Below are 14,313 nucleotides of genomic sequence, written 5' to 3' on the forward strand. Positions count from 1 at the left end.
CGATGACCGACCCCGGGCCTCATGAGCAGGCCGTACCCCCCGAGCACGGCCAGGAGCAGGAGCACGCCGTGCCGCCGCCACCGGAGGAGTGGTTCCACTCACACCGGCCGCACGTGCCGCTGTTCGTGGAGACCCCCATGGCCCAGGCCCCGAAGACGGCCGTGCAGCCGGGCAAGGCCCTGCTGTACTCCGACAGCAGAGGCAGACTCACCCGCCCGGAGAAACGCCCCGGCTGGTACGGCTCCCGCCGCCTGCACTGGCGTTACGAGGTGGACCTGGCCGACCAGCAGGCCGTCTTCCACCTGGAGGCGCCGAGCCTGTCCCCGGCGGTGAAGTTCAGGCTGACGGCCGACGTCGGCTGGCGCGTGAACGACCCCGTCAAGATCGTCGAGTCCAGGACGGCCGACGGCGACGCCATCGTACGGGCGCGCATCATCGAGCAGGTGCGCCCGATCTGCAGGCTCTATCCCATCGACAAGGACGGCTCGCTGGAGAGCGCGCTCGCCGATCGGCTGGGCGGGTCGAGGGTGCTGGCCTTCCGCGAGGGCATCGAGGTCTTCCGCCTGATCGTGCGCGTCGACCACAACGCCAGGGCGGCCGAGTGGATCACCGAGGACGTGCAGGCCGAACGGACGGCCGAGGGCAGGGCCAAGGGCATGAGCCACATGCGCGACGCCATCAGGAGCGAGGAGGACCTCGTCCTGATGGTCCTGCACGCCAATCCCGAACGCGCGCACGAGATCGTCGCCGACGTGCGCAGGCGCAGGGAGCTGAGCGAGCAGCAGCGGCTGGCGCTGTTCACCGACCTGGTGGCCAAGGACCTCATCCAGGAGGCCGACCTGGAATGGGCGCGCCAGCTCATCCTGCAGCCCGTCGAGACCATCCTCAGCTCCAGCCCGAAGGGCGCGTTCGGCATCGAACGCGCCGACGCCAAGGGCCCGCCCGCACTGCCACCGCCGCCGGGCGCCAGGCAGGACGACGACGAGGAGGAGGACGTCCTGCCCTCCCAGGTCGTCCAGGGCTCGCTCGACGGCGTCTCGGAGTGGCGTACCCCCTCGTGGAAGCGGGAGCAGCCCTGATGCGCAACTGGTTGCGGCGGGCGAGCGGCGCGACCGAGCCCGTCGTGGGCTTCCCCCGGCCGCTCGGCAGGGCCCCGGCTGCGGCGCTGCGGCCGTGGCGGCTGCCCGAGGAACCCGCGCCCGCCGGGGTCGCGGCCGATGCGGTGAGCGTCGGCGGCCTGGTCGTGCGGGCCGCCTCGATGGTCGGCGCCGGGCACAGGTGCGAGGAGCCCGCGACCGCCAGGCAGGACGCCTACCGGCTCGGGCGCGACAGTGCCAGGCGGCACCTCATCGTGGCGGTCGCCGACGGCATGTCCGACAGCGCCTTCGCCCATCTCGGTGCGAACGTGGCCGTCACCGCCCTGGTCGCCGGGCTGCGGACGATGCTCGACCGCGACCTGCGGCCGGACGCCGGAGCGCTGTTCCTCGACGCGGCCAGGCAGATGGCGGGAGCGGCCGAGCGTGCGGGCCTGACCGAGGACGACGTGCGCGCGGTCGCCCTGGCCGCGGTCGTGCCGGTCGAGCCGGGCCCCGACGGCAGGCGTGCCATGTGGCTGGCCACACTCGCCGACGTCGGCGGCTGGACCCGCGAGGGCGCGGGCTGGCGGCGTGTGGGCGGCGAGGAGAAGCACGGCCTGGACCGGGGCAGGCTGAGCCACTTCCTGCCCTACCATCCCGACCGGGTCACCAGCGCCCAGGTGCTGCTCGAACCCGGCACGGTGCTGGCCCTGGCCACCGACGGCGTCGGCGACGCGCTCGGCGAGGGCGAGGCGCTGGCGCCGTGGTTCGCCGCCAGGTGGCAGCGCCCGCCGCACATCGCCGCCTTCCTCCAGGACATCGGTTTCGAGGCGGCGGGCTGGCTCGACGACAGGACCGCGGTCGTGGTCTGGTGCGAGCCATGAGGAGCTGGTCCGACAGTCCCTTCGAGCCGGTCACGGCGCTGGCCGACCTGCGCGAGGGCGGACGCAGGATCGCGGGCGAGAACGGCGAGTCGACCGGCGTCTACGAGTGCGCCGACCACCCGGGCTGGCTGGTCAAGCACTACCGGCCCGGCTTCCCCAAGGAGCCGGTCGACGTGCTCGACGACCTCATCGCGGTGCCGCAGCGCATGACGGCCGACGACCGCGCGCTGGCCGACTCCGGCGTGTGCTGGCCGGTCTCCAGGGTCGTGGACGGCGAGGACACGGTCGGCGTCGTGGTGGCGATGGCCGGGCCCGACTTCAGTGTGCCGGTCAGGATGATCGACGGCAGCACGCGGTCGATCCCGCTGGAGATCGACCAGCTGGTCACGTCCGATCCGGAGTTCTTCACCCGACGGGGCTGGCGGCCTCCGCTTCCGGCCGAGCGGCTCGCGGTGGCCCGCAATCTGGCCTCGGTCGGCGCATTGTTCGAGCGCTACGACGTCGTCTACGGCGACTGGTCCTACGCCAACGCCTTCTGGGCGCGTGGCAGCGGCCGGGTCTTCGTCATCGACATGGACGCAGCGGGCATCGCCGGGCGGCCGTGGGTGGAGTCGAAGATGTGGGACGACCCCTCGGTCGAGCCCGGCCACCGGCTGACCACGCTCACCGACAGGTACAAGGTGGCCCTGCTCGTGCTGAGATGCCTGAGCGGGGTACGCGGGCCCGACCTCGGCGCGGCGCACGGCGCCCTGCCGCCGAGGCTGCGCAGCGGGCCGGTCGGCGAGGCGCTGCGGACCGCGCTGACCGCACGCGACCCGCGCGAGCGGCCGACGCTGAGCGAGCTGGCGCAGGCGCTGACCTCGGCCGGGGTGCGCCCGCTCGCGGCCGTGCCCGAGCCGGCGAGGCCCAGGCTCGACCCGGTGCCCGGCTCGGCCGCGGCCGAGCCGCAGGAGCGGGAGCCGGGCACCGGGGCCATGCTTCCGCTGGCCATCCTCGCCTGCCTGGTCGTCCTGCTCGTGCTCGCGGGAGTCGGCCTGCTCTCCGCACTGCTGGCCTGACCGTGTCCGACCGATCTGGAGCGTCGCCGTGTCCCATCCCACCCCGCCGGGGCCGCGTGCCGTCAACCGCGCCCAAGGCCTGCCGACCTATCTCGTCATCGACGTGTCCAAGTCCATGCGGCCGCACGAGCAGCTGCTGAACCGGACGCTTGAGGAGATCATCCACACCTTCTACACCAGTCCCCGGCTTTCGGACTTCGTGCACCTGTCGATCGTCACGTTCAGCTCGCGGCCGCACGTCGTGCTGGAGATGACCGAGATCACCAGGGTGTCGCGGCTGCCGACCGTGGTGTGCCAGGGCTCGACCAGGTTCGGGCCGCTGTTCGCGTTCCTGCGCGAGCGCATCGAGCTGGACCTGCCCAGGCTGGTGGACGCCGGGGTCGCGCCCGTGCGCCCGGTCGTGTTCCTGCTGACCGACGGAGCGCCCGCCGACCGGCCCGCCGAGCTGTGGATCGACGCCTTCGACGCGCTGACCGACAAGAGGTGGCGGCCCCACCCGCACGTCATCACCTACGGCTTCGGCGAGGCCGTCGCGGGCGTGCTCAAGCGGATGGCGACGGCCGCCGCCTTCATCGCCGACCCGTCCCAGGCCGCCGACACCGAGGCGCTCACCTCGGCGCTGAGCAACATGCTCAACTCCCTCGTCGCGACCGCGCAGGCACGCACGATGCAGGTGCCGGAGGAGGTCAAGGGGTTCAAGGCGCTTCCGCTGGACCCGGTCTGGGAGTCCTGATTGCTCCCTTCGCGGCTGGAGGCACCCGTGTACGGTCTGTGCGTCACCCTCCACGCGGGCGACTGGGCTGCCAGCCGGGTCCCCGAACGTATTCGCATCCAGGCCGACCTGGCCTCGGCCATGGAGCGGGCCTGCCGCAGCGCCGGGCTGAAGCCGGGCAGGCCGTACGACGCGCACGGCATGTGCTCGGCGCTCTCGCCCACGCCGTACCCGGGGCACGGGGTGCCCGCGCTGGTCGCCGAGCTGACGGCGCTGCTCGCCGGGCGGCCTTCGGTACGGCTGGTGCTGACGACCGGGCCGGTGCTGCCTTCGGGGCTGGCCCTGCGGGCGGCCGCGCAGAGCCAGCGCCTGACCAGGGCCTCGCTGGCGGTGGAGGAAGCCGGGCCGCTCACGGTCGTGCTGTCGGACGCCCTCTACCGTCACGTCTGCGCGCAGGCCGCGCACACCGGCGCCGACTACCGGCGTATCGGCGGCGGGAGCGGCTGGCTCTACGCGCCCGGCACGGGGGAGCCGCCCGAGGCCGAGCAGGCGCGGCCGGTCGCCGAGGCGCTCGTCTCCGGGGCGGGGGCGCTGCTGGCCTGCGGCGACCCGGCGGCGGCGCTGCACCGGCTGGAACGGGCGCTGCGCCTGCTCGACGGCCGGTGGGACGGCACGGCCGAGCGGGCGCTGCTGCTGCTCGGCGACTGCTACCGCGCCGTCGGCGGGGTGGAGGCCGCCGCGCAGACGTGGACGCTGCTGCTGGCCAGGCGCCCGCTCTGTGTGGAGGCGTGCCTGCGTCTCGGCCGCCTGGAGCTGGGCAGGGGCAGGAGTGGCCTGGCCGCGTTACATCTCGGTGAAGGCATGCGGCTGCTGCGTTCGCGCCCGGATCTCAGCAGCGAGCCGGGGCCGCTGGCCTGCGCGCTCTTGCTCGACCTCGCCGCACTGCGTGAGGAGCGGGGCGAGCACGCCGCGGCCGACGCCCTGGTCAACGAGGCCGCCGACGCCGACCCGGCCAACCCCTCCCCGCTGGTCGCCCTGCTGCGCCGCGCCGCACGCAAGGGCGACCAGGCCAGTACGGCCAGGCTCCTGGACGTGGCGCTCGCCCGGGTGCCGCCCCTCACCAGATCGGTCTTCCTTCGTGAACTACTCGAAAGTAGCCCGACACGGCCAGTGAGGCGGGCCATAATGAAAGTGCTTCTCGAACGCGGCCTGGCCTGACCGTGTTCCGGCAGAAGGATCGCCCGCCGGCTTGAGGAGAGCGCGATGCCATCCGATCCGTGGCCGAGCAGCTCCTATCTCGGTCGCCTCGCCCCCACAGTCCGCGATGCCCTGCTGAGCCTGGGCAAGGTTAAGGTCTGCTCGCCCGGCGACAACCTGGTGCGCCAGGGAGATCCGGGAGGCGTGGTCTACCTGCTGCTGAGCGGCACGGTCAGTGTGATCGGCAATGTCGAGAACGGCACCGAGTCGCTGCTCGCCGTCCGCCATCCCGGCGACCTGATCGGCGAGATGGCGGTGTTCGGCGAGACCTCGCGCAGTGCGACCGTCACCGCGCGGGTGCCGAGCACGGTGCTGGTGGTGTCGGGCGACGCGTTCAAGAGGTTCACCGCCGACCATCCGGAGGCGGCGGGCGCCATCGTCGCGGTCTCCTCCGACCGGCTGCGTCAGGCCAACGTCTACCGCGCCGACGCCGCCGCGTACGAGGTGGAGCAGCGCCTGGCCAGGACCCTGCTGTATCAGGTGGAGAAGTTCGCCATGAAGATCGAGGGCTGCTGGGCCGCCGATCTCAAGCAGGCCGAGCTCGCCATGCTGATCGGCGTCAAGGAGGGCACCGTGCAGAAGGCGTTCGGCAAGATGAAGGACGTGGTGGCCAGCAGGCGGGGCAAGGTCATCGTGCTCGACGTGCTCAAGCTGGCGGCCCTGGCCGATCTCGAACCTCCCGCCCTGTTGAGCGGTGAGCGCCCCTAGCCTCCGTGGCCGCGAGCCCGGCCAGCACCCGCCCGGCCTGTGCGGCTGCCGCACGCAGCCCTTCGGCCTCGGGATGTGCGGCTCCGGCGAGCATCCCGGCCGTGACGAGCATCTCGTGCCCCCTGCGCACGTCGGCGCCCCTGCCGAGCATCCGGCCGCGTACCAGCCAGGCCTCGCCGAGCAGGCGCAGCAGGCGCGGGGTCTGCTCGTTGGTCGAGGACAGCTCGGCCAGGCCGGACTCCAGCTCGGCGATCACCCGGTCGAGCAGGGGCCGGTCGCGGCCGAGCCGGGCGGCGGCGATCGCCGAGCCCCAGCGGCCGAGCCGTACCGCCCTGGTGTGTGGGCCGGACTCTTCGACATCCATGCGTCCCCTCCGCGGTCATGCTCCCCGGTGCGGGGTGCGCGCTGCCCGTACCAGTGCGGGTAACCGGGCGCGTCGGCGTCCGACAATGGCCGCATATGGCTGCCAACGGGAGGATTCATGTCCATGCCGCGAAGGGCGCTGTGCGGCGCGGTCGACATCAAGGGCTGGAGCGGCAGGCCGGTCCCCGAGCAGATCAGGGCCATGCAGAGCCTGGTCACGGTCGTACACGCCGCGTGCAGGCAGGCCGGGCTGCCCGAGGAGATCGTGCAGAGCAGCGGCGACGGCGTGCTGATCATGCCGCCGAGCGGCATCGACGAGACCAGTGCCATCCCCGAGCTGATCAGAGGGCTGACCACGGCGTTGCGCCAGGAGAACCGGCTGCTCAGCCAGGCCGCGAGGATCCGGTTGCGGCTCGGCCTGACCAGTGGGCTCGTCTCGGCCGGGCCGACCGGGTTCAGCGGGCCCGCGGTCATCGAGTGCTTCAGGCTGCTGGACAGCGCTCCGGTCAAGGGCGCGCTGACCGATTTCCCGGCCGCCGAGCTCGCGGTGATCGTCTCGGACTACCTCTACCGCGATGTCGTGCAGCACGGCTTTCGCGATCTTCGGGCCGAGGACTTCTGGAGTGTGCGCAGCGCCATGCCCGAGCGCGGGTTCGCGGCCAACGCCTGGGTGTGGGTGTCCGAACGCGGCGGCGCCGCCGTACCCTCCGGGGCGCGGGAGGTGGGGCCCGAGCCGGTCGGGGTGCCGCCGGTGCTGGCCGAGGCCAGGGCGCTGGCCGCGCAGGGCAGGCACAGGCAGGCGCTCGCGGCGATCGAGTCCGTCAGGCCGGGCGACGAGGAGGAGCGGCTGGCGCTGCTCGACATCAGGTCCGGGTGCCTGATCGAGCTCGGGGAGGACAAGCAGGCCATATCCGACCTTGAGGAGATGCTGCGCGCCCAGAGCACGCCGTCGTCCTCGACGCTGCTCAGGCTCGGGCGCTGCCATCTGCGGGTGGGCAACGCGCAGGTGGCACGGCACACGTTCAAGTACCTGATCGACCACGACCCCATGGCGGCCGAGGGCTACCTGGAGCTGGCCAGGCTGGAGCGCGGCGGCGGGCACAACCTCGCCGCGAAGGGGTACCTGGCCGAGGTGGCCAGGCTGCTGGCCGTCGACGGGCTCGCGGGGGCGCTCGTCGGCGAGCTGCTCGAACTGCCGGTCACCGACCCCTGAGCGGCAAAACCGTTTGCGACGGGCGCGGCGGGTGTCCTTCCATGTGATCATGCCGACACGACGGGACACATGATGAAGGGCGGGACGCCGCGCCCTTCGACGGCCAGGGCCGTGGGCGACCGGATCAAACTGCACCGGCGCACGACACGCGCCGACGGCCGCGCCTACGACGTCATCACGCCGCGCCCTTCGACGGACGCGCGCTACGCCACCAACCGCTTCCACGACACCTGGCACATCCTGTCCGACCTGCGTGGGGCCAGGCTGCTCGCCCGGCTACGGTACGGTGGCACACGTGGGGGCTCGACCCCGCCCTTGAGCGGCTCGACAGACGGGCCGCACGCCCGTTCGACCCCAGGTCCGCGATCGAGCGGATCGGCGAGGCCCTGGTGTTCAGGGGATCGGCGGCCCTGCTGCGCGACTGGGCGCTCGACCTGGCCACCCTCGGCGAGCGCTGGTACCACGGCATGGACTACGTCTACCTGGACGCCAGGCGCGACGTCTGGTTCCCACGCGACGGCGAGATGCAGATCTTCCAGGACTACCGCAGCCGGGTCTCGCTCGCCAGGAGAGCCAGGCTGGAGCTGGCCCAGCGCGGGCCCGGCCTGCCGATCAGCCAGGAGGACGTGTGGAGCCACAGCGAGACGATCAGGCGGCGGGGCGAGCTGAGCGCGTGAGGCCGAAGGTCCTGCTCGCCGGGTGCCCGGCCCTGCCCGAAGGCGACGGCGACGAGGCGGACCTGGTCGAGGCGCTGGCCGACCGCGGCGTACGGGCCAGGTGGGCGGCGTGGGGCGGAGCGGTCGAGCCGGGCGAACTCGTGGTGCTGCGGGCGACGTGGGACTACACCGAGCGCCTTGAGGAGTTCCTCGGCTGGTGCGGATCGCTCGAACGGCTGGTCAACCCGATCAAGGTCGTCCGTCGCAACACCGACAAACGCTATCTGGCCGAGCTGGCGTCGGCCGGGCTGGCCGTCGTGCCCACCGTGGTGGTCGAGCCGGGTGGCGAGCTGACGGGCGCCTGGCCGGGTGACGTCGTCGTCAAGCCGGTCGTGGGGGCGGGGTCGCGGGGAGCCGGGCGGTTCGGGCCGGGGGAGCGGGAGGCGGCACGCGCCCACCTGCGGTCGCTGCACGCCCAGGGCCACGCCGCGCTGGTCCAGCCGTACCAGAGCGCCGTCGACGAGGAAGGGGAGACCTCGCTGGTGTTCTTCGAAGGGGTCTACTCGCACGCCTTCGGCAAGGCGGCCATGTTGAGCGGCGGCGCCGTCGACACCGGCGACGGGCTCTTCCTCGACGAGCGGCTGGCGCGGGCCGAGCCGGGACCGGCGATGGTGGAGCTCGCGGCCCGATGCCTCGACGTCACGGCGGGCCTGGCCGGGGTCGGTGTGCGCGACCTGCTCTATGCGCGGGTCGACCTCGTGGGCGGGCCGGACGGGCCGCTGGTCCTTGAGGTGGAGCTGACCGAGCCGAGCCTGGGATTTCGCCAGGCGGGCCCGGTCGCGCTCAGCACCTTCGCCGCGGCGCTCGCGAGCGCCGCACGTGCCCGCTAGCTGGGCATCAGCACCTTGTCGATGATGTAGACGGTCGCGTTGGCCGTGGGCACGTTGCCGCAGACCACCTTGGCGTCGTTGACCGTGTAGCTCTCGCCCGAACCCTTCGTGGTGAGCTGGCCGCCTTCCAGGGTGGTCAGCTTCGCGTCGTCGAGGGCGGCGGGCGCCTGCTTGCCGGGGACGACGTGGTAGGTGAGGATCTTCGTCAGCATCGCCTTGTCGGCGAGCACCTTGTCGAGCGTCTCCTTCGGGATGGCGGCGAACGCGTCGTTGGTCGGCGCGAAGACCGTGATGTCCTTGGCGGAGTTCAGCGTGTCGACCAGACCGGCCTTCTGCACGGCGGTCACCAGCGTCGACAGCACCGGGTTGTTCGACGCGGCCGTGGCGACCGGGTCGTCGGCCATACCGGTGAAGCTGCCCTCGCCGGAGGCGGGCACGGCCGAGCAGGCGGCGCCGAACGGGCCGTCGGCCGACGGCGCCATGCTGGTCTCGGCCGGCGTGGCCGCCGGCGCGGTGGTGGTCATGGCGGTGTTCGTCGAGCCCGAGCAGCCGGTCAGGGCCAGTGCGGCCATCGCGGCGGCGGCGAGCAGGGCGGCGTTCTTCCTCATCGAGATCATCTCTTTCCTGGCGTGTGCGGTTGGTGTGAAGCGTGGGTTCGTCGCGGGTCCTGGCGGCTCAGGCGACCGTGACCACGACCGAGTGCCATCCCGTCGCCCCGTCGGGGAACGGCGTCACCCGCGTCGCGGGCTGGACGGCGCCTGTGCTGTCTGTGGCTCGTGCCTCCAAGGTGTGGGTGCCGGGTGTCGCCTGCCAGGTCGCCGACCACTGGCACCAGGTGTCCGAGCTGGGCACGGGTGCCAGGGTCGCCAGGCGCCACGGACCGCCGTCGACGCGGACCTCGACCGCGGTCACGCCGCGGTGCTGGGCCCAGGCGACTCCGGCGACGGTCGCGTTCCCCGCGGCGACCCGGCTGAGCGGGGCGGGAACGTCTATGCGGGACATGGTCTTGATCGGCGCGTCTGTGGCCCAGCCGCGCTCGGTCCAGTACGCGCGCTCGTCGGCATAGCGGGTCATCGTCAGCTCGACGACCCACTTCGTCGCCGACACGTAGCCGTACAGGCCGGGCACGACGAGCCTGGCCGGGAAGCCGTGCTCGGGCGGCAGCGGGACGCCGTTCATACCGACGGCCAGCATCGCGTCGCGGCCGTCCATGACGGTGGAGATCGGCGTGCCGCCGGTCCAGCCGTCGGCCGAGCGGCTCAGCAGCTGGTCGGCGTCCTTCGGCACGCCCGCCTCGCGCAGGATCGTGGCCAGCGGCACGCCGAGCCAGCGGGCGTTGCCCGCGTAGGGGCCGCCGATCTCGTTGGACACGCAGGTCAGGGTGATGTCGCGTTCGATCAGGCCCCGGGCGAGCACGTCGGCCATGGTCAGCTCGATCGTGCGCTCACCGTGCACGAGCAGCGTCCAGCCCGACGTCTCGACCCTGGGGACGACCAGGGCGGTGTCGACACGGTAGAAGTCGGCATTGGGCGTGGTGAACGGCGACAGCCCCGCCATCCGCAGATCGGCCCCGGCAGGCACCGCCCCGGCCGGACTGTCGGGAGCCGGCAGCCGGAACGCCACCGGAGCCCCCTCACCCCGCACCCGTACGGCGACGCCACCCGCCGAGGCCAGCGCGACCACGCCGAGCCCGGCCAGCAGCCCACGCCTCCCGGGCCCCTTCGGCCTGGCCTGAGGCATCTCGGCAGGCGTCTCTGCGGGCGTCTCTGTGGGCGTTCCGGCAGGCGTTCCGGCAGGCGCGGGCCGGGGCGCGGTGAGCCGGGTCAGGGCCGCGAGCGTGAAGGCCCCTGCCGCGGCGGCCACCAACGAGGGCAGCACGTCGGCAGGGCGTGCCGCCGGTCTGGTCAGCGCGGCGACCCCGCCGAGCAGGGCGAGCCCGGCCACACCCGCGCACGCCGGGCCGAGCCTGCGCCGGGCCAGCACACCGAGCAGGGCCGCGCACGCGAGCAGGACCAGCACCACGCCGCCGACCAGGATCGCCTTGTCCCAGACCCCGAAGGTCCTGACCGCGAACTCCTTCAGCGGCGTCGGCGTCAGATCGATGACGACCCCGCCGACGGCCACGACGGGCGAGCCCGCGGCGCCGGTGAGCGAGGCCGTCAGCTCACCGCAGGCGAGCGCCGCGAGGGCGCCGGCAACACCGGCCCCACCTGCGCTTATGACGCTTCGCTCAACGACTTTCACACCCGGTATTCGGAGCCGTCCCCGCCCCGGATTGTCGTACCTCTCTGAAAATGTGGGCTCGCCCCTCCCATCGGGCGCCGACCAGCAACACGAAAGGGCCGCACGCACTGTGAGCGAGCACGATCACATCCGCATCGCCGGAGCCAGGGAGCACAACCTCAAGGACGTCTCGCTGACCATCCCGAAGGACCGGATCACGGTGTTCACCGGGGTCTCGGGCTCGGGCAAGTCGTCGATCGTCTTCGACACCGTCGCGGTGGAGGCCCAGCGCCAGCTGCACGGCACCTTCCCCTGGTTCATCCGCAACCAGCTGCCGAAGTACGAACGCCCGCACGCCGACGCCGTCGAGAACCTCACCACGGCCGTGATCGTCGACCAGAAGCCGGTCGGCGGCAACGCCCGTTCCACCGTCGGCACCATGACCGACATCTACTCGATGATCAGGGCCATCTTCGCCAGGAAGGGCGAAGGCCACGTCTCGCTCTACTCCTTCAACGACCCCCAGGGCATGTGCCCCGAGTGCGACGGCCTCGGCCGCACGGTCAAGGCCGACATCGGCCTCATGCTCGACCGCACCAGATCGCTCGACGAGGGCGCGATCCTGCTGCCCGGCTACACCGTCGGCGGCGGCGAATGGCAGATGTACGGCAAGGCGGAGGGGCTCGACCCGGCCAAGCGGCTGCAGGACTACACCGAGACCGAATGGCAGCTGCTCCTGCACGGCAGCGGCTTCAAGGTCCCGCTGACGATGAAGAGCGGCACCTACAACGCCAACTACGAGGGCATCGTCGACCGTTTCACCCGCCAGGCCGTCAAGCGCGACATCAGCGCGATGAGCGAGCGCAGCCGTGAGACCTACCAGCGCTTCCTCACCGAAGGCGTCTGCCCGGCCTGCGAGGGGGCGAGGCTCGGCCCCAGGGCGCTGGCCACGCTCGTCGACGGGCGCACGATCGCCGACTGGTCGCGCATGCAGATCACCGACCTCGTCGACCTGCTGGCCGCCATCGACGATCCGGCCATCGCGCCGGTCGCCGAGGCCGCCAGGGTGGCGCTGCGCCGGGTCGCCGACATCGGGCTCGGCTACCTCAGCCTCGACCGGGCCACGACGACCCTGTCGGGCGGCGAGGGCCAGCGCCTGAAGATGGTGCGCCACCTCGGCAGCACGCTGACCGGCATGACCTACATCTTCGACGAGCCCAGCGTCGGCCTGCACCCACGCGACGTCGGCAGGCTCAACGACCTGCTGCGCGCCCTGCGCGACAAGGGCAACACGGTCCTCGTCGTCGAGCACGACCCCGATGTCATCGAGATCGCCGATCACGTCATCGACGTCGGCCCGCGTGCGGGCGCGCACGGCGGCGAGATCGTCTTCGCCGGGTCGGTCGCCGGGCTCCGGGCCGCCGACACCCTCACCGGGCAGGGCCTGCGCCGCACCGGCGAGGTCAAGTCCGCCTTCCGCAGGGCGACGGGCGCACTGCCGATCAAGGACGCCGATCTGCACAACCTGAAGAACGTCTCGGTGGAGTTCCCGACCGGCGTGCTGACGGCCGTGACCGGAGTGGCGGGGTCGGGCAAGAGCACGCTGGTGGCCGACGTCTTCATGGCGGCCCACCCCGAGGCGATCTTCGTCGACCAGTCGGCCATCGCCGCCTCCTCGCGTTCGACGCCCGCCACCTATCTCGGCCTGATGGACCCGATCCGCAAGCTGTTCGCCAAGGCCAACGGGGTGGACGCCGGATTGTTCAGCTTCAACTCGACCGGCGCGTGCGAGGAGTGCCAGGGCCGAGGCGTGATCATCACCGAGATCGCCTACATGGACCCGGTCACCACCCACTGCGACACCTGCGACGGCCGCCGCTTCAAGGAGTCGGTGCTGGCCCACCACCTGCGCGGCAAGTCGATCGCCGACGTCCTCGAACTGCCCGCGGAATCGGCGGCGGCCTTCTTCACCGAGAAGGCGCTGCGCGCCAAGCTCGCGACGCTCATCGAGGTCGGCCTCGGCTACATCAGCCTCGGCCAGTCGCTCAGCACGCTGTCGGGCGGCGAGCGCCAGCGGCTCAAGCTGGCCACCCAGCTGCACCGCACCTCCAGCGTCTACGTGCTCGACGAGCCCACGACCGGCCTGCACATGTCCGACGTCGACACCCTCCTCGCCCTGATGAACGGCCTGGTCGACGCGGGCAACACGGTGGTGGTCATCGAGCACAACCTGGATGTCGTCCAGCAGGCCGACTGGGTGATCGACCTCGGGCCTGACGGCGGCAAGGGGGGAGGGCAGGTGGTGTTCACGGGGACGCCGAAGGAGCTGCTGGAGTGCGAGGAGTCGCTCACGGGGGCATTCCTGCGCCGTTATCGGGCAGGGTGAGGACCCGGGACCGGACAGCCGAAAAGAGGAGGAAGCTGTCGGGAAAGTGAGAGTCGTCCGCCGCCCTCCGGTAGCGTGGCGGCGGTTGATGATCACGATGGAGGGTCCACGATGCACGCGCTTCCCCCCGACATATCGCTTCCCGCCGGTCGATGGCGGGTCGCCGATCCCGGGTTCGCCGCGGCGGGCTCACCCGAGGGGCCGCACTTCTGGATGAGCGACGAGCCCATCGACGGCAGGCTCTGGGCCGACCTCCAGCGGGTGCACAAGCGCTCCGGGCTGTGGCCGCTGCTGCTGACCCCGATGCCGGGCGACGAGGGCAGGCCGTGGGAGGAGGGCGAGCTCAGTCCCAGGCCGGTCGCGGAGATCGACCGGGTCGAGGTCTCGCACTTCCTGGAGCGGGAGTGGGCGAGGCTGGTGGGCGAGGGCGGCGCGGAGTTCACCGCGCCGCACGGCACGGCCTTCCCCGGCCTGGCCGACGCGGGCATGCAGGGCGAGGACCCCGACGGCGTGGCCAGGGAGACCGCACTGGTGCTGGCCGGTCTGGGCGGGCGGCTCGGCCTGGTGCCCGCGAGGAGCGGCGCCGACGCGTTGACGGCGATCGGCTGGATGGGCCCGGTCAACCACCACGACACCCCGCCGCTGTCGGCCGTGCTGCGCGGCTGGCAGGAGAGGTTCGGCGCGCGGGTGGTCTCCGTCGGGTTCGACACGCTCACCCTCAGCGTGGCGGCCCCGCCGACGTCGATCGAGCACGCCTTGGCGGTGGCCGCCGAGCACCTGGCGTTCTGCCCCGACAACATCCTTCAGGGCAGCTCGCCGTACACCCTGCGCGCCTACGCCGAGCGGCTGGTGCGCGTGGAGGGGTGGACGTTCTGGTGGGACTGAGG

The 14,313-nt window shown here is 72.4% G+C and carries 14 protein-coding genes; 11 read left to right on the top strand and 3 right to left on the bottom strand.

What is annotated here, in order from left to right; all coding sequences use genetic code 11:
• Nucleotides 1-2 precede the first annotated feature (2 nt).
• The 6 genes from ACTWNK_RS09490 to ACTWNK_RS09515 are packed head-to-tail and all read left to right on the top strand — an operon-like array spanning nucleotide 3 to nucleotide 5,695.
• Entirely contained in the window at nucleotides 3-1,079 is a 1,077-nt protein-coding gene (locus ACTWNK_RS09490) for a hypothetical protein (protein WP_474303498.1), read from the top strand.
• The gene (locus ACTWNK_RS09495; RefSeq protein WP_474303499.1) at nucleotides 1,079-1,960 is read left to right on the top strand and encodes a protein phosphatase 2C domain-containing protein; all 882 of its coding nucleotides are present in this window, start codon (nucleotides 1,079-1,081) and stop codon (nucleotides 1,958-1,960) included. The genes ACTWNK_RS09490 and ACTWNK_RS09495 overlap by 1 nt, the downstream gene beginning before the upstream one ends.
• Nucleotides 1,957-3,018: a hypothetical protein gene (locus ACTWNK_RS09500; protein ID WP_474303500.1), complete on the top strand. Its 1,062-nt coding sequence runs from the start codon at nucleotides 1,957-1,959 to the stop codon at nucleotides 3,016-3,018. The genes ACTWNK_RS09495 and ACTWNK_RS09500 overlap by 4 nt, the downstream gene beginning before the upstream one ends.
• 28 nt (nucleotides 3,019-3,046) lie before the next feature.
• Nucleotides 3,047-3,751, top strand: coding sequence for a vWA domain-containing protein (locus ACTWNK_RS09505; protein ID WP_474303501.1), 705 nt, complete (start codon nucleotides 3,047-3,049; stop codon nucleotides 3,749-3,751).
• 27 nt (nucleotides 3,752-3,778) lie between these two features.
• The gene (locus tag ACTWNK_RS09510; RefSeq protein ID WP_474303502.1) at nucleotides 3,779-4,948 is read left to right on the top strand and encodes a hypothetical protein; all 1,170 of its coding nucleotides are present in this window, start codon (nucleotides 3,779-3,781) and stop codon (nucleotides 4,946-4,948) included.
• 45 nt (nucleotides 4,949-4,993) lie between these two features.
• Nucleotides 4,994-5,695, top strand: coding sequence for a Crp/Fnr family transcriptional regulator (locus ACTWNK_RS09515; RefSeq protein WP_474303503.1), 702 nt, complete (start codon nucleotides 4,994-4,996; stop codon nucleotides 5,693-5,695).
• On the opposite strand, the gene ACTWNK_RS09520 is transcribed toward ACTWNK_RS09515, so the two are convergent.
• Nucleotides 5,634-6,059, bottom strand: coding sequence for a hypothetical protein (locus ACTWNK_RS09520; protein WP_474303504.1), 426 nt, complete (start codon nucleotides 6,057-6,059; stop codon nucleotides 5,634-5,636). The two genes, ACTWNK_RS09515 and ACTWNK_RS09520, sit on opposite strands and share 62 nt — an antisense overlap.
• A 117-nt stretch (nucleotides 6,060-6,176) precedes the next feature.
• Between ACTWNK_RS09520 and ACTWNK_RS09525 the strand changes: the two genes are divergently transcribed.
• The 3 genes from ACTWNK_RS09525 to ACTWNK_RS09535 all read left to right on the top strand — a co-directional run bounded on the left by ACTWNK_RS09525 (nucleotide 6,177) and on the right by ACTWNK_RS09535 (nucleotide 8,817).
• Nucleotides 6,177-7,271 carry a tetratricopeptide repeat protein gene (locus ACTWNK_RS09525; RefSeq protein ID WP_474303505.1) on the top strand — a complete coding sequence of 365 codons (1,095 nt, stop codon included), beginning with the start codon at nucleotides 6,177-6,179 and terminating at the stop codon, nucleotides 7,269-7,271.
• 389 nt (nucleotides 7,272-7,660) lie between these two features.
• Nucleotides 7,661-7,948, top strand: coding sequence for a hypothetical protein (locus ACTWNK_RS09530; RefSeq protein ID WP_474303506.1), 288 nt, complete (start codon nucleotides 7,661-7,663; stop codon nucleotides 7,946-7,948).
• A complete protein-coding gene (locus tag ACTWNK_RS09535) occupies nucleotides 7,945-8,817 on the top strand; it encodes an ATP-grasp domain-containing protein (RefSeq protein ID WP_474303507.1) in 873 nt (290 codons plus the stop codon). The genes ACTWNK_RS09530 and ACTWNK_RS09535 overlap by 4 nt, the downstream gene beginning before the upstream one ends.
• Here the strand turns inward: ACTWNK_RS09535 and ACTWNK_RS09540 are convergent.
• Nucleotides 8,814-9,434 carry a fasciclin domain-containing protein gene (locus tag ACTWNK_RS09540; RefSeq protein WP_474303508.1) on the bottom strand — a complete coding sequence of 207 codons (621 nt, stop codon included), beginning with the start codon at nucleotides 9,432-9,434 and terminating at the stop codon, nucleotides 8,814-8,816. The two genes, ACTWNK_RS09535 and ACTWNK_RS09540, sit on opposite strands and share 4 nt — an antisense overlap.
• Nucleotides 9,435-9,492: 58 nt before the next feature.
• A complete protein-coding gene (locus tag ACTWNK_RS09545; RefSeq protein WP_474303509.1) occupies nucleotides 9,493-11,061 on the bottom strand; it encodes a molybdopterin-dependent oxidoreductase in 1,569 nt (522 codons plus the stop codon).
• A 109-nt stretch (nucleotides 11,062-11,170) separates the two neighbouring features.
• Between ACTWNK_RS09545 and ACTWNK_RS09550 the strand changes: the two genes are divergently transcribed.
• A complete protein-coding gene (locus ACTWNK_RS09550; protein WP_474303510.1) occupies nucleotides 11,171-13,426 on the top strand; it encodes an ATP-binding cassette domain-containing protein in 2,256 nt (751 codons plus the stop codon).
• A 111-nt stretch (nucleotides 13,427-13,537) separates the two neighbouring features.
• On the top strand, nucleotides 13,538-14,311 hold the full coding sequence (locus tag ACTWNK_RS09555; protein ID WP_474303511.1) for a DUF4253 domain-containing protein: 774 nt from the start codon (nucleotides 13,538-13,540) through the stop codon (nucleotides 14,309-14,311).
• The last annotated feature ends 2 nt before the right edge of the window (nucleotides 14,312-14,313 follow it).

This window comes from Nonomuraea sp. IBHARD001, from assembly GCF_056106265.1.

Coding starts and splice junctions, on each gene's coding strand:
- ACTWNK_RS09490 (WP_474303498.1), top strand. CDS start 3: ATGACCGACCCCGGGCCTCATGAGCAGGCCGTACCCCCCGAGCACGGC.
- ACTWNK_RS09495 (WP_474303499.1), top strand. CDS start 1,079: ATGCGCAACTGGTTGCGGCGGGCGAGCGGCGCGACCGAGCCCGTCGTG.
- ACTWNK_RS09500 (WP_474303500.1), top strand. CDS start 1,957: ATGAGGAGCTGGTCCGACAGTCCCTTCGAGCCGGTCACGGCGCTGGCC.
- ACTWNK_RS09515 (WP_474303503.1), top strand. CDS start 4,994: ATGCCATCCGATCCGTGGCCGAGCAGCTCCTATCTCGGTCGCCTCGCC.
- ACTWNK_RS09520 (WP_474303504.1), bottom strand. CDS start 6,059: ATGGATGTCGAAGAGTCCGGCCCACACACCAGGGCGGTACGGCTCGGC.
- ACTWNK_RS09525 (WP_474303505.1), top strand. CDS start 6,177: ATGTCCATGCCGCGAAGGGCGCTGTGCGGCGCGGTCGACATCAAGGGC.
- ACTWNK_RS09540 (WP_474303508.1), bottom strand. CDS start 9,434: ATGATCTCGATGAGGAAGAACGCCGCCCTGCTCGCCGCCGCCGCGATG.
- ACTWNK_RS09555 (WP_474303511.1), top strand. CDS start 13,538: ATGCACGCGCTTCCCCCCGACATATCGCTTCCCGCCGGTCGATGGCGG.